19 protein-coding genes and 1 pseudogene are annotated in these 21,299 nt (G+C 60.7%); 3 read left to right on the plus strand and 17 right to left on the minus strand.

The annotated features are described in order from the left end of the window. Nucleotides 1-90 precede the first annotated feature (90 nt). Nucleotides 91-1,584: a sensor histidine kinase gene (locus VY732_RS10840; protein WP_331695379.1), complete on the plus strand. Its 1,494-nt coding sequence runs from the start codon at nt 91-93 to the stop codon at nt 1,582-1,584. Then, entirely contained in the window at nt 1,553-2,983 is a 1,431-nt protein-coding gene (locus tag VY732_RS10845; protein ID WP_016983353.1) for a sigma-54-dependent transcriptional regulator, read from the plus strand. Before VY732_RS10840 ends, VY732_RS10845 begins: the two co-directional genes overlap by 32 nt. A gap of 124 nt (nt 2,984-3,107) precedes the next feature. Here the strand turns inward: VY732_RS10845 and VY732_RS10850 are convergent, their stop codons facing one another. Beyond that, complete coding sequence (locus tag VY732_RS10850) at nt 3,108-3,455, minus strand: hypothetical protein (protein WP_034152578.1); 348 nt, start codon at nt 3,453-3,455, stop codon at nt 3,108-3,110. A 98-nt stretch (nt 3,456-3,553) separates the two neighbouring features. Beyond that, nucleotides 3,554-3,691 (minus strand): annotated as a pseudogene (locus tag VY732_RS10855) (helix-turn-helix domain-containing transcriptional regulator); the annotation flags it as partial. Between the two features lie 318 nt (nt 3,692-4,009). Between VY732_RS10855 and VY732_RS10860 the strand changes: the two are divergent. Next, complete coding sequence (locus tag VY732_RS10860; protein WP_331695380.1) at nt 4,010-4,807, plus strand: class I SAM-dependent methyltransferase; 798 nt, start codon at nt 4,010-4,012, stop codon at nt 4,805-4,807. Nucleotides 4,808-4,934: 127 nt separating this feature from the next. On the opposite strand, the gene VY732_RS10865 is transcribed toward VY732_RS10860, so the two are convergent. From VY732_RS10865 to VY732_RS10935, 15 genes are all read right to left on the minus strand, one after another. Beyond that, nucleotides 4,935-5,627, minus strand: a complete 693-nt coding sequence (locus tag VY732_RS10865; RefSeq protein WP_331695381.1) for a GNAT family N-acetyltransferase — start codon at nt 5,625-5,627, stop codon at nt 4,935-4,937. 114 nt (nt 5,628-5,741) lie between these two features. Continuing rightward, on the minus strand, nt 5,742-6,533 hold the full coding sequence (locus VY732_RS10870; protein WP_331695382.1) for a ChbG/HpnK family deacetylase: 792 nt from the start codon (nt 6,531-6,533) through the stop codon (nt 5,742-5,744). Continuing rightward, complete coding sequence (locus tag VY732_RS10875; protein ID WP_331695383.1) at nt 6,505-7,689, minus strand: GNAT family N-acetyltransferase; 1,185 nt, start codon at nt 7,687-7,689, stop codon at nt 6,505-6,507. Before VY732_RS10875 ends, VY732_RS10870 begins: the two co-directional genes overlap by 29 nt. 4 nt (nt 7,690-7,693) lie before the next feature. Then, entirely contained in the window at nt 7,694-8,383 is a 690-nt protein-coding gene (locus tag VY732_RS10880) for an N-acetyltransferase (RefSeq protein ID WP_331695855.1), read from the minus strand. A 68-nt stretch (nt 8,384-8,451) separates the two neighbouring features. Beyond that, nucleotides 8,452-10,371 (minus strand): hypothetical protein, encoded by a 1,920-nt coding sequence (locus tag VY732_RS10885; RefSeq protein ID WP_331695384.1) that lies wholly within the window; start codon nt 10,369-10,371, stop codon nt 8,452-8,454. Beyond that, nucleotides 10,368-11,675 carry a lipopolysaccharide biosynthesis protein gene (locus VY732_RS10890; protein ID WP_331695385.1) on the minus strand — a complete coding sequence of 436 codons (1,308 nt, stop codon included), beginning with the start codon at nt 11,673-11,675 and terminating at the stop codon, nt 10,368-10,370. Before VY732_RS10890 ends, VY732_RS10885 begins: the two co-directional genes overlap by 4 nt. Next, complete coding sequence (locus VY732_RS10895; protein WP_108227203.1) at nt 11,672-12,673, minus strand: polysaccharide deacetylase family protein; 1,002 nt, start codon at nt 12,671-12,673, stop codon at nt 11,672-11,674. The genes VY732_RS10890 and VY732_RS10895 overlap by 4 nt, the downstream gene beginning before the upstream one ends. Nucleotides 12,674-12,686: 13 nt before the next feature. Further along, complete coding sequence (locus tag VY732_RS10900) at nt 12,687-13,823, minus strand: glycosyltransferase (protein WP_077572105.1); 1,137 nt, start codon at nt 13,821-13,823, stop codon at nt 12,687-12,689. After that, the gene (locus tag VY732_RS10905) at nt 13,816-14,784 is read right to left on the minus strand and encodes a glycosyltransferase (protein ID WP_077572106.1); all 969 of its coding nucleotides are present in this window, start codon (nt 14,782-14,784) and stop codon (nt 13,816-13,818) included. Before VY732_RS10905 ends, VY732_RS10900 begins: the two co-directional genes overlap by 8 nt. Further along, the gene (locus VY732_RS10910; RefSeq protein ID WP_123593984.1) at nt 14,781-16,154 is read right to left on the minus strand and encodes an O-antigen ligase family protein; all 1,374 of its coding nucleotides are present in this window, start codon (nt 16,152-16,154) and stop codon (nt 14,781-14,783) included. The genes VY732_RS10905 and VY732_RS10910 overlap by 4 nt, the downstream gene beginning before the upstream one ends. Beyond that, a complete protein-coding gene (locus VY732_RS10915) occupies nt 16,151-17,242 on the minus strand; it encodes a glycosyltransferase family 4 protein (protein WP_331695386.1) in 1,092 nt (363 codons plus the stop codon). Before VY732_RS10915 ends, VY732_RS10910 begins: the two co-directional genes overlap by 4 nt. Beyond that, nucleotides 17,239-18,831, minus strand: coding sequence for a GumC family protein (locus VY732_RS10920; RefSeq protein WP_034152567.1), 1,593 nt, complete (start codon nt 18,829-18,831; stop codon nt 17,239-17,241). The genes VY732_RS10915 and VY732_RS10920 overlap by 4 nt, the downstream gene beginning before the upstream one ends. Nucleotides 18,832-18,847: 16 nt before the next feature. Then, on the minus strand, nt 18,848-19,873 hold the full coding sequence (locus VY732_RS10925; RefSeq protein WP_331695387.1) for a polysaccharide biosynthesis/export family protein: 1,026 nt from the start codon (nt 19,871-19,873) through the stop codon (nt 18,848-18,850). A 21-nt stretch (nt 19,874-19,894) separates the two neighbouring features. Next, nucleotides 19,895-20,542: a CpsD/CapB family tyrosine-protein kinase gene (locus VY732_RS10930; protein ID WP_213028214.1), complete on the minus strand. Its 648-nt coding sequence runs from the start codon at nt 20,540-20,542 to the stop codon at nt 19,895-19,897. Further along, a complete protein-coding gene (locus VY732_RS10935; protein WP_331695388.1) occupies nt 20,542-21,288 on the minus strand; it encodes a sugar transferase in 747 nt (248 codons plus the stop codon). The genes VY732_RS10930 and VY732_RS10935 overlap by 1 nt, the downstream gene beginning before the upstream one ends. Nucleotides 21,289-21,299 lie beyond the last annotated feature (11 nt).

Raw genomic sequence — 21,299 nt, forward strand, 5'->3', positions numbered from 1 at the left:
GAAATAGCATCATTGAACTGTGTGTCGTGGTCAGAGCCACCTACACTGATGGCTGTAACTGGCCCGATACAAAAACTCCAGGGCACTCCCATGCAGCGACTGGAAGCACAAAAAACACCTGCGCCGGACACGCCGGCGGCAATGGGCAAGAGTTGGCGCGAACAGTTCAATCTGCTGCGCTGGTTCTCGCTGGCGAGTTTTTTCATCATCGCCGCTGTGGCGGTGGGCCTTGGCTATATCTCCACGCGCTTCGTCGTCACCGAAAGCGTTGAGCGCGATGCGTTGCTGACCGCGCAATTTGTTCAGGCCATTGGCGCGGCGGAAATACGCCACGCCGGTATCACCCCGGCGCGGACCATGGGCGAAATGCTCGACCCGCGCCAGGACAACAACTTTCCCGACGTCGATCCGGGCGCCCATGCGGCAGCCCGCGCCGAGTTTCTCGACCACGTTGAGCACCTGCCGGACGTTCTCCTGGCCACCGTGTATGCGCTGGATCGCACGGTGATCTGGTCGACCAACCCAGAACTGATCGGGGTCAAATTCGAGGATGACGACGAACTCGACGAGTCGTTCGAGATGAAAGTCGCGGTGTCCTCCAGTTACCACAAGATCGACGATGAGAAACCCGAACAGCAATTGCTGCGCGAACCGAAATACCTGTTCATCGAGAACTACATCCCGATGTTCAACGCCGACAAAAGCAAAGTCATCGCCATGGTCGAAATCTACAAGGAACCGGCGGATCTGGTTGACCGCATCGACCGTGGGTTCGCCTCGATCTGGGCGGCGACGTGTTTCGGTGGCGCGGCGATCTTCCTCGCCTTGTTCTGGATCGTCCGCCGCGCCGCGAAACTGCTGCAGAGCCAGCAGCAACAATTGATCAGCAACGAAACCTTTGTCGCCCTTGGCGAGATGTCGTCGGCGGTGGCGCACAGTCTGCGCAATCCACTGGCAACCATTCGCTCCAGCGCCGAACTGGCCCAGGAAATCGCCAGCCCCGGCGCGCAGCGCAACATTGGCGACATCATCAGCCAGGTCGATCGCATGTCGCGTTGGGTGCGCGAATTGCTCGTGTCGCTGCGACCGATGAATGATGACGGCGAAGCGGTGGATCTGGTGATGGCGGTTGAAGATACCTTTGGCGCATTTGATGCACTGATTAAACGCAGTGGCGTCGAAGTGCGATTCAGCCCGCAAAACTGCGCACCGGTGGTCAGCCAAAAGGTGCTGCTCACACAAATACTCAATAGCCTGTTTGCCAATGCCCTGGAAGCCATGCCCAAGGGCGGTGTGCTCAGCGTCGAATTCGAATCGCCGCAACCTGACCGCGTGCGCCTGACCGTGAGTGACACCGGCAAGGGCATGAGCGCGCAGCAGCAACTGTTGGTGTTCAAACCGTTTTTCACCACCAAACAGGGCGGCCTCGGGGTTGGCCTGGCGTTGGTCAAACGCATCATGGAGCGTTTCGCAGGTTCGGTCGTGCTGACCAGCCGAGAGCAGGAAGGAACCCGCGTCAGTCTCAACTTCAAAGTGGCATCGGGAGGGGAATATGGAACACAGCATTCTGCTGGTCGAGGATGACGAACTGCTGGCCGAGAATATTCAGACCTACCTGGAGCGCAAGGACTTCGAGGTGACCGTCTGCCATTCGGCCGAAGACGCGTTGGCGCAACTGGAAACCTTCATGCCTGACATCGTGCTGACCGACAACTCGCTGCCGGGCATGAGCGGCCACGACCTGATCCAGAAGCTGCGCATCAGCGCGCCGGATCTCAAAGTGATCATGATGACCGGCTACGGCAATGTCGAAGACGCGGTGGTGGCAATGAAGGAGGGCGCCTTTCATTACGTCACCAAACCGGTCGCGCTGCAGGAACTCAAACTGCTCCTCGACAAGGCCCTGGCCACCGAACGGATGGAGCGCACGCTGTCGTTCTATCAGGAGCGTGAGGCACAGAAATCCGGGGTACAGGCGCTGATTGGCGATTCGGCGCCGATGCAATATCTGAAAAACACCATCGGCCAGTTGCTCGACGCCGAGCGGCGCATGGCCAACACCGATCTGCCGCCCGTTTTAGTGGAAGGCGAGACCGGCACCGGCAAAGAGTTGGTGGCCCGCGCATTGCACTTCGACGGCCCGCGCAGCAAAGGTCCGTTCATTGAATTCAACTGTGCGTCGATCCCGTCGAATCTGGTCGAGTCGGAGCTGTTCGGGCATGAGAAAGGCGCGTTCACTGACGCCAAGGATCGCCGGGTCGGACTGGTGGAAGCGGCGGATGGCGGCACGCTGTTTCTCGATGAGATTGGTGAAATGGACCTGCTGTTACAGGCAAAGATTTTGAAGTTGCTGGAGGACCGCACCATTCGCCGGGTCGGCTCGGTGAAGGAGCGCAAGGTCAATCTGCGGGTGATCAGCGCGACCAACTGCAATCTTGAACAGATGGTGCAGCAAGGAAAATTCCGCCGCGATCTGTTTTTCCGCTTGCGGATCATCTCGATCAAGGTGCCGCGCCTGTATGCACGGGGCGATGACATTCTGTCGCTGGCGCGGCACTTCCTCGCCAGTCATGGCAAACGCTATGGCAAACCGAATCTGCATTTCAGTCAGCAGGCTGAGGAGTTGCTGCTCAGTTACACCTGGCCGGGCAACGTGCGCGAATTGCGCAACATGCTTGAGCAGACCGTGTTGCTGGCACCGAGCGACACCATCGCCGCGCATCAGCTCAATGTGTGCATGAGCCTGGTCGACGAGCCGCCGCTGCATATTCATGAAGCACCCATGCACTACGAACCGCGCCCGGCGAGCAACACCGAATCGATGAACCTGCCGGAAGTCGAGCGCGACATGGTGCGCAAGATGCTCGACAAGACCGACTGGAACGTCACCAAGTCCGCGCGCCTGCTGGGCCTGAGCCGCGACATGCTGCGCTACCGCATCGAAAAACTCGGCCTGGCCCGCCCCGACAAACGCCAGTGGTAACCCGCCACCGATCCCCTGTAGGAGTGAGCCTGCTCGCGATAGCGGTGTGTCAGTCGACCTCTTTATTGCTGACACACCGCTATCGCGAGCAGGCTCACTCCTACAAGGGATCGGAGGTGCCGGATCAATGCTGCTGCCGACTCAAACACTCCAGCAAACACCCCGGATCCAGCACCTCGTCATTCACATAAATCCCGCGCTCGGCATCGTACGTGCGGATAAACACCCGCACCGTCGCATCCGCCACGGTCGGCAGTTGCGAATCGTAGAACTCATGGTCACCCGGAATCACCACAAAATCCTGCGGCGCCGTATCGTCGTAAGGTTTGGGCGGCGTGGAACTCAGTGAATACGGGGCAGGGTGGGCGAAGGGCTGGTTGGGCCCGTAATAATTGAAATTGCTGTCCAGCGCTTGCGCCTGTGTGGCAGCAAGCAGACAGCCAGTCAACAACAGTCGAGCGAACATATGCATGGCGGCACCTGCGAGTGCGGTTTTCCCCAAGGCTATTAACTATAGCTGCCCGACATTCAAACAACCGGGTGATTGATCACATGCTCCGGTTGTGCGCAGGCCTTGAGCACATAGCCGATTGCGCGAAGAAACTCTTCGTTATCCCCATTTGCAAGAACCTGAGACATGTATTCGTTGATGGCTTCGTCACTGTCCAGCAGTGCTATCACGTCGAAATTCGTCAAAGTCTGGCTCATGGTTAAGCCTCCTTAGCCATTTTTGTGCGCGTCGGATGACTGCGCTTTGTGAGGGTATCCACGTGAGCAGAGTTGAATAGTCAGCCGTGTCCTTTATCTGTTTTGATAATTCGCCGACATTTGTAGGCCAGAACACCCTGATATGTAGGAGCTGCCGAAGGCTGCGATCTTTTGATCTTGATCTCTAAAAACAAGATCAAAAGATCGCAGCCTGCGGCAGCTCCTACAGGAATTGGCTTACAAGTTTGCAACAACCGCAATTGCCGGGCTGATCTAGACTCGGGTCCGCTCAATCACGAGCAGCGTCCGGAGTGCGCCATGGAAGTGCCCAACAATAAAACCGCCATCGAGAGCAATCGACGGGCGTGGAACGATTCCGCCCGCCATCATCAGGATTCGCCTGACTGGCAGGCATTGCTCAGCGAAGTCGCGCAGGCGGATTTTTCTTGCCTTGATAAGACGTTGAGCGGGTTGCTGGAGGTTGACGGTAAAGAGGTGATTCAACTGGGCTGCAATAATGGCCGTGAGAGTCTCTCACTGTTTGCGCTCGGTGCCAGACGCGTGGTCGGTGTCGATCAATCGGCGGCGTTTCTCGAACAGGCGCGTGAGCTGAACAAGCGTTCACCGCACAACGCCGAGTTCATCGAAAGCGATATCCATCATTTGCCAGCGTCTTTGCACAATCGCTTCGATGTGGCGCTGATCACCATTGGTGTTTTGAACTGGATGCCGGACATCGGCGAGTTTTTCCGCCATGTCGCCTCGACCCTGAAACCGGGTGGCAAACTGGTGATCTACGAAACCCATCCGTTTCTGGAAATGGTCGACCCGAATGCGGAAGATCCGTATCAGCTCGCCAGTTCGTACTTCCGCACCGAGCCGTTTGTGCAGGAGGAGCCGATTGTGTATGTCGGCAAGGTTGAACAGCAGACGGCGAAGTCGTACTGGTTTGTGCATACGCTGGGGGATATTTGCAGTGGCGCGATTGCGGCGGGGCTGAATGTTGCGCACTTCAAGGAGTATGCGCATTCGAATCGGGAAGAGGTGTATGACCGGTATCTGAATCAGCGAGCGCAGATGCCGATGTGTTTTACCCTGGTTGCCAGCAAGGCCTGAAGATAATCAGCGCGGCTAGCGGCCTCATCGCGAGCAGGCTCACTCCTACATTTGGAATGCATTCCCCTGTAGGAGTGAGCCTGCTCGCGAAGACGGCCTGACTATCGCCAGATATCTTGAGTTTGACTCAAGCCTGCGCCGCCGCACTCACCACCGGCCGCCCCGGTTTGCGCAGCGGTTCCAGCCGCGAACCCTGATACCGCGTTTCGCGGAAAAACTTCCAGCGCCCGAACAGGCAATACACGTGCATCACGCGGCCTTGCTCGTGGTAACCCATGCGCAGATGCAGCTTCAGCGCCGGAATATTGTGCGTCTCGCAAACATCCACCACCTTGTCGCAGCCCTGTGCCGCCATCGCCTCCCAGAGCGCCACCTGCACGTCCACCGACAGGCTGCTGCCGAAATACGCGCGGGTCATCTCACCACCGAATTCAAAGAACTCGCCGGGCTTCACCGGGAACGTGCAGCCGTAGTAATGACGGTCGTGATAGTCACGAATGCTGCCCCAGATAAACGCGACGGCGTGCCCGTCAGCATCAAGGTACATGTGCCCGGTGTGACCCTCGGAGGCCAGTTGCGCCATGGTCTCCACGCGGTCACCGAAATGCTTGCTGAACGCGATGGCGTTCTCCGCCGTGATATCGACTTTGCGCAGGCCCTCGTAAGGACGCAGCTTGTGTGGCGGCACCGGACTGACCAGGTCACGCTCCATCCACAACAGTTCCCAATGGAAGAACACGTAGCGTTTCCACAACGTGCTGAAGGTGCGGCCAAGGCCTTTGTGACGGATGCGTTCTTGTAGTTTTTCGATGACGCTCATGATGCCCTCCGTGGCCGTAGCCCGGGTGTTGTGGATGGTGCTTTTGTGGGTATAGATCAGCCTTGCCAATTCATTTCAAAGTGCCATCTTCGAATGTATTGCAAGGTATGTAACTCAATCGAGTGCTGTAGCGCCGCGTAGAAAATCCTTGTTCAGATCGCTGTAGGAAACCCTTGGTATACCCGCCAGCCGCTGCTCTAGCACGCGGCTCAGGGATTCCTCCGGGTTGAGATAGGCGTCACCAAAATCGGCGCCGAGTTGTGTCGGGTGGGCGACGACTTCCAGCACGCCGTCGGTCGGCGCGCTGTCGTTGCGCAGGTCGATCGGCGTGCACACATAGTCGGCGGTGACACCGGCCAGATTCTGCAAACGCCAATTGAGCAACCCCTTGAATACGCGCTTGGGCAGATTGAGGTTCTGCCCCAGGTTGCGCGCCAGCCGCACCGGCACCCCTTGATGCGCGGCAAACCGCGCGACGATCTCGCCGATCGGCCAGATGTTGTGCACGTGCTGATGCGAATCGATATGGCTGGGACGCATACCGTGATCGACGCAACGTTGCCACTGCGCCTGCAACTCTTCACGCACCGCCTCACGGTCCTCGCGGCCCAGCCAAAAACGGTGACGCGGCAGACTGAGGTCGAACACGCCGAAGTCATCGCAGAAGGTGCGCCGGGCCACAATTGCCTGGCTCAAGGGTCGCCCGTAAGTCAGGTTGAAGTGCAGGCCAACCCGGCCTTGCAGGCTCGCATGCCGGGCCATGGCACACGCCGCCTCGAACGCCGGCATGTTGGCCATTGCCGTGGCAGAACTGATGACCCCGGCCTGAAACGCGGCGAAGATTACCGAGTTTTCGTTCGGGCTGAGGCCGAAATCGTCAGCGTTGACTATGACTTGGCGAGGCATGTTCGCCCTCCGTGGTGATCGCGACAGGTTTCAGTACAGGTTTCGCTGGTTCGGCACGATGTGCCCGCCAGGCCTGCACGTGTGGTTTGAGTCGATGCCACAGGCGCAAACCCAGACCGAGGAGGAGGCCACTCGGGCGCCAGGAATAAAAACTCCAGCGCCAGTGCTCGAGTTGCCCGGTCATGCGTTCATGCAGTTGATGGCTGGAGTTTTCCAGGCTGACCCGCGAGGCATCGATCCAGCGCCAATTGTCGTCGAGTCCCCAACGAATCCATTCCTCCAGCAACACCCGGCCGCTGCCCAAGTCGGCGTATTGCGGCAGGAAGGCGAGGTTGTAATCGTAGAGTCGCCCCTGTTCGAGCAGGCCGAGACGATAGCTGATGCAGCGCCCGTTCAACTCCAGCGTCACCACCCGTACCAGGCCTTGGCCGGCGAGGGCGGTGAAGGCGCGTTCGATCAGTTGGCGGCTGCGTTCGCTGGCGAAAATCCCCACACCTTCATCGCCTTTCCAGCTCACCGCTTCGACTTCGCTGATGACCTGCAACAGCGGCCCCATGCTCAGCGCATCGGGAGTGATTCGCCGCACTTCGGCACCGCACGCGGCAATCCGCTTGCGCGCGCGCCGCAGCTTGTAACGCGGGTCGCCGGAGACCTCCTGATGATCGGCCTCGCTGATCAGATGCACCGGCACCCGACAACTCAGCCGTCGCTCACCGGTGGAGCTGCGCGCCATCCACTCGGTGAGCGCGCTTTCTTCACCGGCAGGCTCGGATAATTCGTTCAACTGCAACAGCGCGTGGGGCAGGCGTTGGCGAATCACGTTCAGCGCCTGACGCATGTCCTCGCCGCCAAGCAACGACAGCAACGCCAAGCGATCGGCCAGCGGATACCCCAAGTGATGCAGCACCCGAAACGGCACGCCGGCAAAGCGCTCGCGACTTGCCACCAATGGCAGGCACAGACGCAATTCGTCCGCTTCCCAACCCAGCAGGATGTGCAAACGCTCATCCGTGCCAAGGGCCTGCTCGGCCGCGCACAACCAACCAAGGTTGTTGAACGGCGTGTGATCCGTCACCCGCAGGCGCAGCGCTTCATACGCCGCTTCCGGGAAATCGGCGACGCACAATGAAGTGCGCCATTCAAATCGCGTCACCATAGGCTCAGGTCGCCGTTGCTGTTACGGGTGGACGGGAAGGTTTGCGCAGCGCTTCCAGACGCGAACCGCTGTAGCGGCTTTCGCGGTAGAAGCGCCAGCGACCCAACAGGGTGTACACATTCATGATGCGGTTTTGCTCGGTGTAGGCCATGCGCAAGTGCAGTTTGAGCGCGGGGATGTTGTGGAACTCGCAGACGTCGACAACCTTGTCGCAACCCTGCGCGGCCATGGCTTTCCACAGCTCCAGTTGCAGATCCACCGACAGTTCGGTGCCCCAATAGGCGCGGGTCAGTTCACCGCCGAACTCGAAGAATTCGCCGGGTTTCACCGGGAACAGGCAGCCGTAGTAGTGCCGGTCGAAATAGTCCCGTGAACTGCCCCAGATAAACGCCACCGCATCGCCCTGATCGTCCAGGTGCATGTGCCCGGTGTGACCTTCGTTGGCCAGCTCGGCCATGGTGCCGACACGGTCGCCGAAGTAGCGGGCGAAGGCGCTGGCGTTGTCCGCCGTGATCTTCACCACCCGCAACGGCGGGTAGGGTTTGAGACTGTGCGGAGGCACCGGGCTGACCAGGTCGCGTTCCATCCACAGCAGTTCCTGATGGGAAAAAATGTAGTGTTTCCAGGCTTTCTTGACGGTGGCAGTGAGTCCTTTCTGCCGCAGATTTTCAGTCAGTTTGCTCAGCATGTTCATGGTCTTGGCTCCTGATGACGAGGCATCGCGCGGGCACAGGGCTGCGCGGCTGAACATCAACGGACGGTTCATGAAGCGTTCCAGCCGAGGGCGAAAAGGGTTTGCCCCGGCAGCTCGAAACGCACACGCCCGTCCTGGCAGGTAAACGGCGCGTCGCGACTGCGATTGTCAGCACCGAAGTAGCGCAGGGCGCCGTTGTTCAGCGGGCATTTGGCGCCGCTCAGGTCCACCCGTTGCAAACGCGTGCCTTTGTTCACCCCGAGCAGGCCGCGCTGATCGTCGCCGGCCATCGCCAGCACATCGACTTCGAAGGCATCGTTTTCCAGCCACAGCACCCGATGCAGCCAGTGCTGGGCAATGAATTGCTGGGCCAGACCGACCGGTTTCAGCTCGAAACGATCGCCGCCCAAGATCCGCAACATGCCCTTGGGATACTGCGGCTCATCGGCGGCCTGGAACCAGTTGAGCATGCTCAGCAAGCCGTCCTGCGAAGCGTTGATCACCACCGACGCCCACCACAGCGAAGCGTAGTGGGTTTCCTGATCGTAGGGGCTGAGGCTGGAGCCGCTGGACAGGTTGGTCTGGTCGAGCAGCAAGGCTTTGCGCGGCTGGCCTTTGCCGTCGAGGCCGACCAGTTCGGCGGCGCGGCGCACGCTGTCGCGATACACGCGGGTGGCGAGCAAATCGCGGATCATCCATTCGTGCCACGCCAGTGCATCGACCTGATCGCCGGATTCGCTGAGTAAACGCCGCGCCCAATCAATCCCGCGCTTGTCTGCCGCGTTATTGGCAAACGGCCCGTTGACCAGTCGCGAACTGGCCGGCATGGCAATGCGCACGCCAGCCTTGGCATTCGCCGGATCACTGCGCACCTGCCGGGCCATGCTGGCGAAAATCGCTTGATACTGCGCGTAGCTGGAATAGTTGAGGTTCGGCTCGTCGGCAAAGCCAATGTAGTGCGTGCCTTTGCCGCCGAGCGCGCGGGTGCCGGCCAGCCACGCATCGAGGCCGCTGTTGCTCTGCACATCGGCGCGCAGATCGGCCTGACGCTGACTGCCGGCCAGCAGGGTGATGTCCTGCTTGATGCCGAAACGCTCCTGATACACCTGACGGAACGCGTCTTCGAAATGCGCATTCTTCGCCGTCACATCAACAAAGCTGTAATAACTTGCGGCGGTCGGTTTCAGCGCATCCAGCGCAGCATGACTGGCGGGCGGCGGCATCACGTAGGGCAGGGCAATGCCCAGATCCGGCGTGCGTCCGAGGATTTTGTCGTGCAGGACCAGACGCGTCTGGCCGGCGTCTTCACGCAGCGGTTTCAGTTGCTGCGGATTTTGTGCAAACAGATTCACCGTTCCATCGAGCCAGAACGCCACTTTGCCGCTGCCTTGCAAACGCAGACGCCAGATCTGTTCTCGCTCACTGACGGGCAGGGCGACCTGATCGAACTGCCAATAAGCACGATAGGGTTTCAGCGCCAATGTCAGTTGCTGCTCATCGCCGACCCGCTGCGCCTGCAAACCACTGACACCACCATGAAACTTGCCCGCCAGCACCGCGTGTTCACCCGGCGCGACCTTGAAATACAACTCGTCGCCGTTGCGGGTGTCGACGCTGAAATGCACTTTCGCCGGCGCGAACAACGCGACCGTGCGCTCGTCGTGTTCAATTCGATAATTGCGAAAGCTGTAGCCGGGAATTTCCAGCCGATAACTGCTCGCACCGGGCAGCAATGGCCAGCTCTGACTGCCGCGAATTTCGCTGGCCTTGATGAACCGATCGCCCGCCAGTTTGCCCTGACCATCGAGCAGATACAGATGCTCTTCATTGGCCTCGGCCTGCCACGCTGGTGTCCAGCGTACAGTCACTATGTCCGGGCGATCCGCTTGCAGGTACAAGCTGCCGTCGCGAATGTCGCCCCAACGCATCGACGCGGCAACGGCGTCCAGCGACAGGCCGAGACCGAACAGCAGGGCCAGGCCTTTCATGCGGTTTTGCGCCGTTGCAGCATCAGCCACATCGGCGTGACGTCACGGGGCAGGATGATCAAGGTTTGCCAGAACGGCACGCCGCTCAGACGGCAGTAAAGCACCAGCATCGCCACGGTCACCGCCAGATAAGCAATCGACGAAGCCGCCGCGGCGCCGACAATCCCGTAGGCGGGAATCAACACAAGGTTCAGCGCCAGATTCAGCAGTGCCCCCAGCCCCATCAGCAACGACACCGTGCCTGGGCGATTCTTGCCGAGCAGATCCAGACGCAGAATGCTCGCGTAGCACAGGCCCAACAGCCCCGGCAATAATGCGAGCAGCGCTGGATACGCCGGTTGATACGCCGCGCCAAACAAGGTGACGATCAGCCATTCACCAATCACCGCCATGGTCAGGCAAGCGCCAAGCATCACCGTGGCGGTCAGGCGCAGGGCCAGCGGCGTGACCTTGTCCATGCCTTCGTCCTGTTGGAGCAGGCGCTTCATCAGCGGTGTGGTCACCGCTTCCGGGACGATCAGCAGCAGTTCGGCGGCCGCGCTGGCCATGGCGTAATGACCAAGGGCGGTGCTGCCGAGCAGGGCGCCGATAAACAGATAATCCGAGCGCAGGATCACTTGCTGGAACAGCAGATCGGGATGGCTGCGCGCGCTGTAGCGCAGCAGTTCTTTCTGGCTGGCGCGGTCCCATTGCAGTTGCAACGGCTGCGCGCGTTTGAGCCAGACCCAACCGACCAGCACCACCAGACTGATGCCGGCCAGCCAACTGATCAACGCTGCTTCGAGGGCGGCGCTTTTCCACATCCAGAACAGCGCGAGAAACAGCAACAACGGCGCCAGCGATTCGACCAGACGCAAGGCGTTGAACGCAACCACACCACCGGAGGCGTTGTGCAGCGTCAGCAAGCCGCTTTTCAGTACGGTCAGCGGGACCGCCAGCAGCAACAACCAGGCGAGCAAGCCGAGCTGCATCGTCACATCCAGCTCAGTGCCGAATTCGCGCACCAACGCCACCACCAGCAAGGTCAGCAACGCCGCCAGCAAACAACCGAACACCAACACCTGACTGAGCAACAAGCCCATCGGCCGTTGCTTGGCCGCTTGATAACCCACCGCCGAGTTCAAGCCGCCGCTGGTGGCGGCGCTGATCAAGTCCGGCAACGTGCTGAGCAGCGCAAACAGCCCTCGCTCGCTCGGCCCGAGAATCCGCGCCAGCAACACATTGCGCAGCAAACGCAGGGCGATCATCGCCAGTTTGGTGCCCATGCTCAGCGCCAGATGCTTGAGGTAGTTGCCTCGGCTCATGGCCGCGCCCCGCGAAAAATCCGCCACGACAGCAACTCCGGATTGCGCGCGGCGCGCTGGCTGACGCCGAAGCGCGGCAGGTTCAGCGGATTGCCTTCACCGCGATAAATACCGGTGCCGGTGCCGAGCGCAAAGGGATAGTCATGGCTGGCGATCTGTTGGCGCACGCGGTCATCGTTGTCGCCATTGGGGTAGCAATACACCGGCAATGGCCGGTTGCAGCCGTTGTGCAGGGCATCGCGGCTGCGACTGATTTCTTCGCCCAGGCGCACATCGTCAAGGCCGGTGAGGATCGCGTGACTGGCGCCGTGCGGGCCGAAACGCACGAGGCCGGAGGCTTCCAGCGCGCGCACCTGATGCCAATCCAGCGCCTGCGGTTGCGACTCTTGCGGGCATTCATCGGTCAGCCGTTCCAGCTCCTGCGGGTCAATCGACTTCAGACTTTGCAGGTAATGCAGCAGCGCCAGGCTGCGACGGTCGACGTCGATGTCATCAAGCAGCACCGGCAACGGGTGATGCAGGGCATGGAGACATTCGATCAGGTGCATCCGCGCCTTGTCGCCATGGCTGCCCCACAGGGTTTCACCGAGGCTTTCCCACCAGAAGCGCTGACGGCTGCCGATGAAATCGGTGGAAAGAAAAATGCTCGCCGGCACTTGATGCTTCTGCAGCAGCGGAAAAGCGTTGACCGCGTTGTCGCGCCAGCCATCGTCGAAGGTCAGAGCCACTCGTGGGCGCTCGGTGCGCAGCGAATTGGGCTGAAGGATTTCCATCAGCGGTACGCAATCGAAATGTTTGCGCAGCCACACCAGCAAATGCTCGAAGGCTTTCGGCCCGACGCACAGTTCGTTGCGGTGCGGCAGGTCGGCGGCGCGGTCGTTCGACAGCACCCGATGCAGCATCAGAATCACCCCGGCGCCCTGCAATTGGTTGCGGCCCATGGACGAGTTGAGATAGAGCCAGCCACTGGTGCGTTTTAGTAATTGTTTGATCGCCATGGCTTCGCTCCTCTTAACGGTTCTGTTCCGGATTCCACTGGGCATACCGCTGACCGCGCAGGAACTGCCACAGGCCAAGACTCATCCCGGCGAGGGTGACCAGCAGAAACGCGGCGAGGCGGAAGGGTTTCGGCAAGCGGTGTTGCGAATCCAGCAAACCGGCAATCGCCACGGCATAGCCGAACAGTTGCGCGATCAGGGCCAGGCGATAGAAACCGTGGTCTTCCCACAGCCAGAAGTTGCTCAGCAGCAGCGGCAGCAACAGGACCGGCGCGAGACGGCGGATCAGTTTGTGGCTGATCAACGCGATCGAATACAGGCCATATTTCAGCGGATTGAGCAGTTCGCGGCGCTGGGCGAGGCTTTGCAGGCCGCCGACGGTGACGCGCTGACGGCGGCGGAATTGCTTGTCGGCCTCATCGACACCGTGATCGATCACTTGCGCTTCCGGCACATAGACGATGCGTTTGTGCGCGACCGGCGCGCAGGTGCTGATAAAGAAATCGTCGTTGACCTCGGCCGGTACGTTCTGGAACAACTCGCGGCGCAAGGCGAGCAGGGCGCCGTCGGCGGAGACCATGCAGCCAGTGCGGTTCTCGACCCGGCGCAGCCAGCCTTCGTAATGTCGATAGAGGCTGTCGCCGACGCTCAAGCCGCCGCCGGTGACCGGAATCACCATGTGCCCGGCACAACCGCCGACATTCGGATCACTCAGCGGCGCCAGCAGGTAACCGAGGGTCTCGCGTGACCATTGGTTGTCGGCATCGGTGAACACCAGAATGTCGCCGGTGCTGAGGGCCACGCCGGCATTCAGTGTCGCCGCTTTGCCTTGGCGCGGCAGGTCGAGCACGGTGATGCGGGGATCGACAACCTTGTGCGCACAGGCCACGGTGTCATCGGTCGAGCCGTCGCTGGCCAGAATAATCTGCAGGGTTGCTGGCTGATAATCCTGCGCCAGCAACGTGCGCAACTTGTGCTCGATGTGCCGGGCTTCGTTGTGCGCGGCGATCACGATACTGACGTTCAATGGCGGCGCCGGTGTGTGGCGCCACGCCGGAAACAGTGGCGCCAGAATTGTCAGCAGCAGCGGATAGCCCACGTAGGCATAGACCGGCAGCAACAGGCACATCCAGAAAATGAATTCAGCCACGGGCAGGCCTCCTGGCGTTCCAATGACACAGACTCAAAATGAACGCGGCACCGGCCAGGTGCAGACGCACCCAGTGCAGGCCCCACAGTTGCAGGGTCAGGCTGATGTCCCGATGTTTGGAGCTTTGCCGCAGGCTGAGCACCAGTCCCGGTAGGAGTGTCAGGCTGACCATGACGATCGCGTGATGCGGAAAGCCGTCGAGCAGCGCCGAGATCGCCAGAAAATCCAGCAACCACACCAGTAGCGACAGCATCGGGAAACGCAGCAGGCGCAGGCTGAAGCCATGGGTGCGCAGCAGTTGCAGGTGACTGCCCTGACGCCACAACTCCTTGCCCATCCATTCGCGCCAGTTCATTTCGTAACCCCAATGCAGGGCGACGTTGTCATTGATCGACAGCAGCCGCGCACCCTGTTCGTGCAGGCGCAGGGTGAATTCCTTGTCTTCGCCGGTGCGCAGGCTTTCGTTGAAACCGCCGACCTTGTCGAACCAGCCTCGGCGCATCAGCAGGTTTGAGCTGGGCAGCCAGTCAACGACGTGGGACGCCTGCGACGACGCGCGCGCGGTGCGGCGTTGCCAGGCTGTGGCGTACCACGGCGCTTCGGCGGGGGTGTGCAGATCAAGGCCGAAGACATCGGCCTGGCCGCTGGCCTCAATGTCGAACAACGGCTTGAGCCAACTCTCCGGCATTTCAATGTCGGCGTCGATGAAGGCCAGCCATTCACCCGTGGCGATGGCCGTGCCGCGATTGCGCAGGGCGCCGATCAACAAACCCGGCTGCACCAGCACCTGCGCGCCGAACTGGCGGGCGATGTGTGGTCCCTGATCGGAGGAGCCGTTGTCGACCACGATCAACTCGCACTCGACATTGGCGGCGAACGCGGCTTTTTGCGCAGCGAGCAAGGTGCGGCCAATGTGCCGCGCTTCGTTGAACATCGGGATGACGATGCTGATGCGGCTCATGCCTTTGCCTCCGTGCTCAGGGGCGCCTGCTCGGCTTTCAGGCGCAGGACGCTGGTCATGGCGAGCATGATCCACACGTATTTCTGGTTCGGTGCGCTGAGGAACATCAGGAACAAGGTCAGCGACAGGAAGCTCACACCCAGGTGGGTCATCAGATCTGTCTGATACGAATTGCCGCGCAGCATCCACGCCGCCCGTGCGCGAATCAGGTTGTACAGGCCGAGACCGAGCATGCCGACGAACAATAGCCCGGCGGGTACTCCCAGCTCACTGAAGATTTCCAGATAGGTATTGTGCGCGCGACGATAGAGGTCGCCGATCTTGCGGTTGGCTGAAAACGCCTTGGCGTAACCGGTGGTCGCGTAGTGCAGCGGGAAGGTGCCGGGGCCGGAACCGAGCAGCGGGTTCTCGCGAATCATCTGACTGCCGACGACGATGTACGAGGCGCGGCGACCGAGGGATTCGTCGTTGTGACCCTTGGCGCCGGCGCTCAACACGCTCAGCGACTGGATGCGCGCGAGATACCCGGCGGGCATTGCGTAGATCGCCAGCGGAATCACGATTGCTGCGCCGAGCATGGCGAAACCCAGATGCCGTGGCCGAATACGGGTCAGTTGCGTGCGGTAGTGCCAGCAGCCGATCAGCAGGCTCAAGGCCAATACCACCAGACCCGAGCGCGATTCGGTTTTGGTCATGCCGCCGAGTAACAGCAAGCAGCAACCGCCCCAGAACAAGCGGTGCAGCAGGTTAGGACTGCGGATTACCAGCAACAGACCCATCGGCACGGCAAAAGCAATCAATAGGGCGAACGCGTTGGGGTCTTCGAGCAAACCGGCGGCGCGGCCCTGATCCTGGAATTTGGTCGAGAACATCGCCATCGCGCAGGTAGTGCTGACGGCGAGGGTGACCAGCCGGGCGAACAGATCGAGGTTCAGCTCACGGCCGATCAACAGGGTGATGACAAACAGAATCAGCCCGACGCTGAGCTCGCGCAGGTGGCCGAGCGACATGCCCAGGTCATCGGTGTTGAGCAAACTCAGAAAGTACAGCACCAGAAACCAGATCAGGAAGCGCCAGATATTGCTGCGCAGGCGCTCCGACGGAATCTGGTGCAGCGCCAGTTGCAGCATCAGGATCACCGCCAGCGAAGCGCCGATGAGCTTGCTGCCGGAGAACGACGTGTCTTTGAAAAAGCCTTCGAACGGCACCAGTGCGGCAATGCCGAGCAAACCCCAGGTCGGCTTGCGGTACAACACCGCAAAACCCACCAGGCCCAGCACCGCCCCCGGCGCCAGAAACGGATAAGGGCTGGCCAGCAAACCGATGCAGACCAGACCGAGCAGACTGACGATCGAGAGCGGGAAAATCATGCGCGTGCCTCCCGTGCCGTGCGGATGTACAGCTGCGACCAGCGTTCGGCCAGGGCCTTGAGGTCGTAGCGGTCCTGTTGCGTGCGTTTTGCGTTGTCGCGCAGTTGCCGGGCCAGCTTCGGCTCGCTCAGCAGGGTGTCGAGCTGACGGGCGAGGGCGGCGCTGTCGGTGGGCGCGGCGAGCAAGCCGTTTTGCCGATGTTCCAGCACATCGGGAATGCCGCCGACGCCGAACGCCACCACCGGCACCCCGGCCTGCATGGCTTCAAGCAAAATCATCGGTGTGCCTTCGGTGCGCGAGCTGATCACCAGCGCATCGAGTTGCTGCCACCACGGTTGCATGGCGATCTGGTAACCGGGTAAACGAATCCGTTGCTGCAGACCGGCGCTGTCGATCCGCGCCTGCAACGCCTCACGTTCCGGGCCATCGCCGAGCATCACCGCATCCAGTTGCGGATGCTGATGACACAGCGGGATCAGTGCATCAAGAAACAGATCCGGGCCTTTCTCGCTGCTCAAGCGGCCGACGTAACCGGCCAGCCAGCGTTGCCGATCCGCATCCGGCACCAGCGCCGCAGCGGCTGGCAAACCATTGGGGATCACCTGCAACTTCTCCGCGCGGACGCTGGCCTGACGGTGCAGCACCGCGATGCTTTCCGCCACGCAGACCACTCGATCCACAGACGCGGTGCGGCACAGTTGCAGGCTCAGCCAGGTGTAGAACTTCTGCTTGCGACTGCGCGGCGTGAAGCCGTGCTGGGTAATCACCAGCGGCAGGCGCAAGAGTGTCGCGCCAACCCAACCGAACAACAGACCTTTGAAATTGTGCGTATTGATCAGCGGTTTTTCACTGCGACGCTGGCGTAGATGCCGGAGCAATTCCCCCAGCCCGGCACAGCCGCGACAGTCCACCCCGGCCTCGCGAAAGCGCGCGATCAGTGCTGGCGGCGCGTCGAGGAACAGCACCTGATGCTGCCCCGGCGTCGCCAGACAATGATCCAGCAACATGCGCTCGGCCCCATAGAAGCCGCCGCTGCTGAGCAAATGAATGATCGGCAGCGCGGCAGTCGGGGAGGATGCGGTGCTCAATTGCGCACCCAGTGCAGGAAGCTTGGCACCGTCCAGTTCTTGTGCGGATTGCTCGGCAGCGCGTTCTGGTCGTTGATCACCAACAGCACCGGCAGACCCAGTTCGTGGCTGATTTGCGCCGGGTGTTTGAAGCGGTGATCGAAGAACTCACGCACGTAGACCAGGGCAATCGCCAGCAACAACCCGGTGAACAAACCGAATGGAATGATCAGGCCCGGTTTCGGGAACGCTGCTTCGGTCGGTTCGAACGGCGGGCTGAGCACCCGGGCGTTGGACAGATCGTCGTTGAGCGCGCCGGTGGTGCTGCTTTCGGCGAAACGTTGGGCGTAGGTCGAGAACGCGGCGTGCAGCGCATCGATTTCGGTGTCCATTTGCCGCAGCTTGCTTTGCGTTTGCTGCAACTCGTGGATGCGGTTCTTGAACTCGGCGATGCGCGCGGTTTTCTGATCGATCACCTGCTTGACCACCGCCAGATCGTTAGTGCGTTCCTGGATGCGGTTGCTCACCACTTTGAGGAACTGGCCACGGGTGCGGGCGATTTGCTCGCGGGTCAGCAGCATCGGTTCGCTACCGGGCTGGAACACCGCCAGGTCATTCATGTAGCGGCTGACCTGGGTGGTCAGTTGCTCGCCCATCTGTTTGATTTCCCGATCCTCGAACGCCACGTTGTCGACGGTGGTGGTGAAGGTGTAGGGGAAGGTGTAATCGTTGAGCTTGTTATTGCTCGCGGCGGCCAGTGCAGTTTTCAGGTATTCGAGCCAGCGCTGGCTCTGTAACAGGCGATCCTGGTACAGGTTCAGGGCTTGCTCTTCAGTGTTGATGGCGTTGAGGCGGAAGGTGATTTCTTCCTTCGGATCCGACGAGCCGACACTTTCCAGCAACGCTTGACGGTTGCCTTCGAGGCCATCGAGGCGCACTTGATAGAGGTGCTTCTTCGACTCGTAGAAGGACTGCGGCAAATCGATCGACTGCAAGGCCTGACGGCTGAACAGATAGTTCTGCAGCAAAGCTGAAACAAACGTTGTGCCCTGATGCGGATCGGGGAAGCTGTAGACGATCGAGATCACGTTGGAGCCGGGCAGGGTCTCGATTTTCAGGCTGTCGATGGCTTGTTGAGTCAGCGCGTCGAGCGCGGTGTCGCGCACCGGATCGGTTTCCAGCCCGAGCAGGTTACGCACCGGGTTGATCACGTACTGGCGCAGCGGCGAACTGACGTAGCGCTTGAACGGCTCGGCCACCAGTTTGCTGAAGATGCCCGGCGAAGGCGTGTATTCGCCCTTGTCGCGCAGTTCGCTGATGGTCTGGCGGATCAGCGCCGGCGAACGGAGGATGTTGCTTTCCGTTTCCATGTCCGCCAGCGACGGTGGAATGAACGTGGCGTTGTCCACCGTGAGCGACGTGGTGGCGTCACCCTGGGAGAGTTTTTTCGACTGCACGATGACCTGCGCGGTGATATCGAAGCTCTGTTTGAGCACCAGCGGCAGGAGCAGGGCGATGACTGCAAAGATCAGGAAGACCCGTTTCACCAGTTGCTTGTTGGCGAAGAAGATCCTGAAGAACTCATGCAGGTAGTTTTCCTTTGGATTCATGTCGGTCACCTGAGAGTCAGTTGTTGTTGCTGTCTTTGTTGTCGACGCGGTAGCCGAAGCTGAACCCGACGCCCTGGAACAGCACCACGTCGGCCAGTTGGCGGGCGAGTTCGCCGGCGCTGGCCAGTTTGGTTTTCGGCACGTAAAGCATGTCGTCCGGTTGCAGATAGGCGATCTGCGAAGCGTCGCCGGACAGCGCCTTCTCGACGTCGTAATGCACCGCCTGCACCTGATTGCCGTTGCGGCGCATGATCACCACCGAATCCAGGCGCGCCTTGACGTTGGTGCCTCGGGCCAGGGTCAGCGCTTCAAGCACCGAGACCGGACGGCGGATCGGGTAGGAACCCGGTTGGCCGACTTCGCCGAGCACATAAATCTCGTTGCCGGCGGTGGATTTCAGCAGCACGTCCACGGTCATGCGGCCGGGCAATTGCGCGTACTTCTTGTTGAGGAAGGTTTCCAGTTGATTGACGGTCATGCCTTGCAGCGGCACGGCGCCGATTTCCGGGAAGCTTGCGTAACCGTCAGTGCCGACGGTGATCTCGCGGCTCATGCCGGTGGCCGGGTGGTTCAGCGCGCTTTTCAGGTTCTGCTCATTGGTCAGCGGGCTGATGATCTGCACGGTCAACTGATTGCGGTTGGGCTGGAACAGTTGCTTGCGCTGATAGGCACGCTGGATTTCTTCTCGGGCCTGATCGCTGGTCAGCCCGGCGATTTTCACCGAGGTGTTGGCGCCCGGCAGTTCGATGGTGCCGTCGGGCAGCACCAGTTGATTGCCGTTGAGCTGGCTGGCGGCGGTGAAGTTCAGGCCGATCTGGTCACCCGACTGCACGCGGTACGCGTCCGAGCCGCTGGTGCTGATGTGGAAAATCACGTCGAGCACATCCTGCGGGCGCAGGGTCTGCTCGATCTTCGGCATGTCGGTCGCCTGGGCGTTGGCCGGGGTGGCGGTGAGGATATTCACCGGCATGTTCTGGGTTTCGGAGGTGCTTGAGCAGCCTGCAAGCGGCAGCATCAGCAGCACAAGAATCTTGGCGTTCATGGCGTCATCCTTCGCGTTCGCTTAGAGGTTTTTGTAAAGCCATTTGGGCATGTAGTACTTGCGCCGGTTGAACACGCTGCCAACCACTTTTGCTCCGGCCTGGGTCAGGCGTTGCACGGCGGCCTGGGCAACTTCCCAGCGGGTGTCCTCGGCGCGCACGACAAACACCACGCCATCGACCTGAGTGCTGATCACCAGCGTGTCGGCGGCGGAATACACCGCGTCGCCGTCGATCACCACGAAGCGGTACTGACTGCCCAATTGATCGAGCAACGGGCTCAGACGCTCGGCGGTCAGGTGTTCCATGGTGCGGATCGGCCGGCCGTTGGGCAGCACGTGGAAGGGCAGGCTCGAGACCTGCACCACGCAGTCCTGCAACAGCGGTGGGTTATCCGGGTTGAACAGCAAGTCGCGCAGGCCGCGCTCCTTGCTTAAATTCAACTGCTGCGTGAGGTTGTTCGCCGACTGGCTGGCGTCGACCAACAGCACCTGGCCGCTGCTCATTTGTGCCAACTGGCTGGCCAGCGCCAGGGCGCTGGTGGTGGTGCCTGCGCCGGGGTTGGCGGCGGTCAGGAACAGGATCCGCAGATCAAGATCCAGCACGGTCGAGGTCAGGTTCGATTCGCTGGGGTTGGCAATGCTCAGGCTTTTGTTGGTTGAACCGTCCATTAGCTTGCTCCGTGGCCGCTGAATACTTTGAAGGGGGTTTTCAACAGAATCTTCAGATCAAGCAAAAGGCTCTGCTCGGCGATGTAGCTGAGGTCCAACTCAACGCGCTGGTCGAAGTCGATATTGCTGCGTCCGGAGATCTGCCACAGGCCGGTCATGCCGGGGTAGATCGCCAGACGGGCGAGGTGACTGTCCTTGTAGCGGTAGGCGTTGAACGAGGTCGGACGCGGGCCGACCAGGCGCATGTCGCCGGTCACTACATTGATCAGGTTGGGCAATTCATCGAGGCTGGTGCGCCGCAGAAAACCGCCGATGCGGGTGATGCGTGGGTCCTGGTCAATCTTGAAGTCGATGGCGTCGGCACCGTGCTTGTTGAGGTGACGCAGCGACTCTTTCAATTCTTCGGCGTTGGCGACCATGGTGCGAAACTTGTACATGCCGAACTTGCGGCCACGGTAGCCGGTGCGTTTTTGCACGAACATCACCGGGCCCTTGCTGGAGTATTTGATGGCCAGTGCCAGGCCCAGCAACAGGGGTGAAATCAGTACCAGAATCATCAGCGCACCGAGGCAGGCGACCACGCGATTGGTGCGCGACAGTTGCCATGGGCGACCGCCATCGCGACCGGTGAACCAGCCGCGACCTTGACGATGAATCGCTGCATCGAGGCGCATGCGCTGTTCAGGATCCATGCGCTTGTCACGCTGCAGTTGTTGGATCGGTACACCTTTTTCATGTCCAGTCATGGAGTCCTCCA

This window comes from Pseudomonas sp. ZY71 (genome assembly GCF_036542145.1).
Taxonomy (GTDB): Bacteria; Pseudomonadota; Gammaproteobacteria; order Pseudomonadales; family Pseudomonadaceae; genus Aquipseudomonas; species Aquipseudomonas koreensis_A.

Excerpts from the sequence above, each read along its gene's own strand:
- VY732_RS10840 (WP_331695379.1), top strand. The coding sequence starts at position 91 with ATGCAGCGACTGGAAGCACAAAAAACACCTGCGCCGGACACGCCGGCG.
- VY732_RS10845 (WP_016983353.1), top strand. The coding sequence starts at position 1,553 with ATGGAACACAGCATTCTGCTGGTCGAGGATGACGAACTGCTGGCCGAG.
- VY732_RS10850 (WP_034152578.1), bottom strand. The coding sequence starts at position 3,455 with ATGCATATGTTCGCTCGACTGTTGTTGACTGGCTGTCTGCTTGCTGCC.
- VY732_RS10860 (WP_331695380.1), top strand. The coding sequence starts at position 4,010 with ATGGAAGTGCCCAACAATAAAACCGCCATCGAGAGCAATCGACGGGCG.
- VY732_RS10865 (WP_331695381.1), bottom strand. The coding sequence starts at position 5,627 with ATGAGCGTCATCGAAAAACTACAAGAACGCATCCGTCACAAAGGCCTT.
- VY732_RS10870 (WP_331695382.1), bottom strand. The coding sequence starts at position 6,533 with ATGCCTCGCCAAGTCATAGTCAACGCTGACGATTTCGGCCTCAGCCCG.
- VY732_RS10875 (WP_331695383.1), bottom strand. The coding sequence starts at position 7,689 with ATGGTGACGCGATTTGAATGGCGCACTTCATTGTGCGTCGCCGATTTC.
- VY732_RS10880 (WP_331695855.1), bottom strand. The coding sequence starts at position 8,383 with ATGAACATGCTGAGCAAACTGACTGAAAATCTGCGGCAGAAAGGACTC.
- VY732_RS10885 (WP_331695384.1), bottom strand. The coding sequence starts at position 10,371 with ATGAAAGGCCTGGCCCTGCTGTTCGGTCTCGGCCTGTCGCTGGACGCC.
- VY732_RS10890 (WP_331695385.1), bottom strand. The coding sequence starts at position 11,675 with ATGAGCCGAGGCAACTACCTCAAGCATCTGGCGCTGAGCATGGGCACC.
- VY732_RS10895 (WP_108227203.1), bottom strand. The coding sequence starts at position 12,673 with ATGGCGATCAAACAATTACTAAAACGCACCAGTGGCTGGCTCTATCTC.
- VY732_RS10905 (WP_077572106.1), bottom strand. The coding sequence starts at position 14,784 with ATGAGCCGCATCAGCATCGTCATCCCGATGTTCAACGAAGCGCGGCAC.
- VY732_RS10910 (WP_123593984.1), bottom strand. The coding sequence starts at position 16,154 with ATGATTTTCCCGCTCTCGATCGTCAGTCTGCTCGGTCTGGTCTGCATC.
- VY732_RS10920 (WP_034152567.1), bottom strand. The coding sequence starts at position 18,831 with ATGAATCCAAAGGAAAACTACCTGCATGAGTTCTTCAGGATCTTCTTC.
- VY732_RS10925 (WP_331695387.1), bottom strand. The coding sequence starts at position 19,873 with ATGAACGCCAAGATTCTTGTGCTGCTGATGCTGCCGCTTGCAGGCTGC.
- VY732_RS10930 (WP_213028214.1), bottom strand. The coding sequence starts at position 20,542 with ATGGACGGTTCAACCAACAAAAGCCTGAGCATTGCCAACCCCAGCGAA.
- VY732_RS10935 (WP_331695388.1), bottom strand. The coding sequence starts at position 21,288 with ATGACTGGACATGAAAAAGGTGTACCGATCCAACAACTGCAGCGTGAC.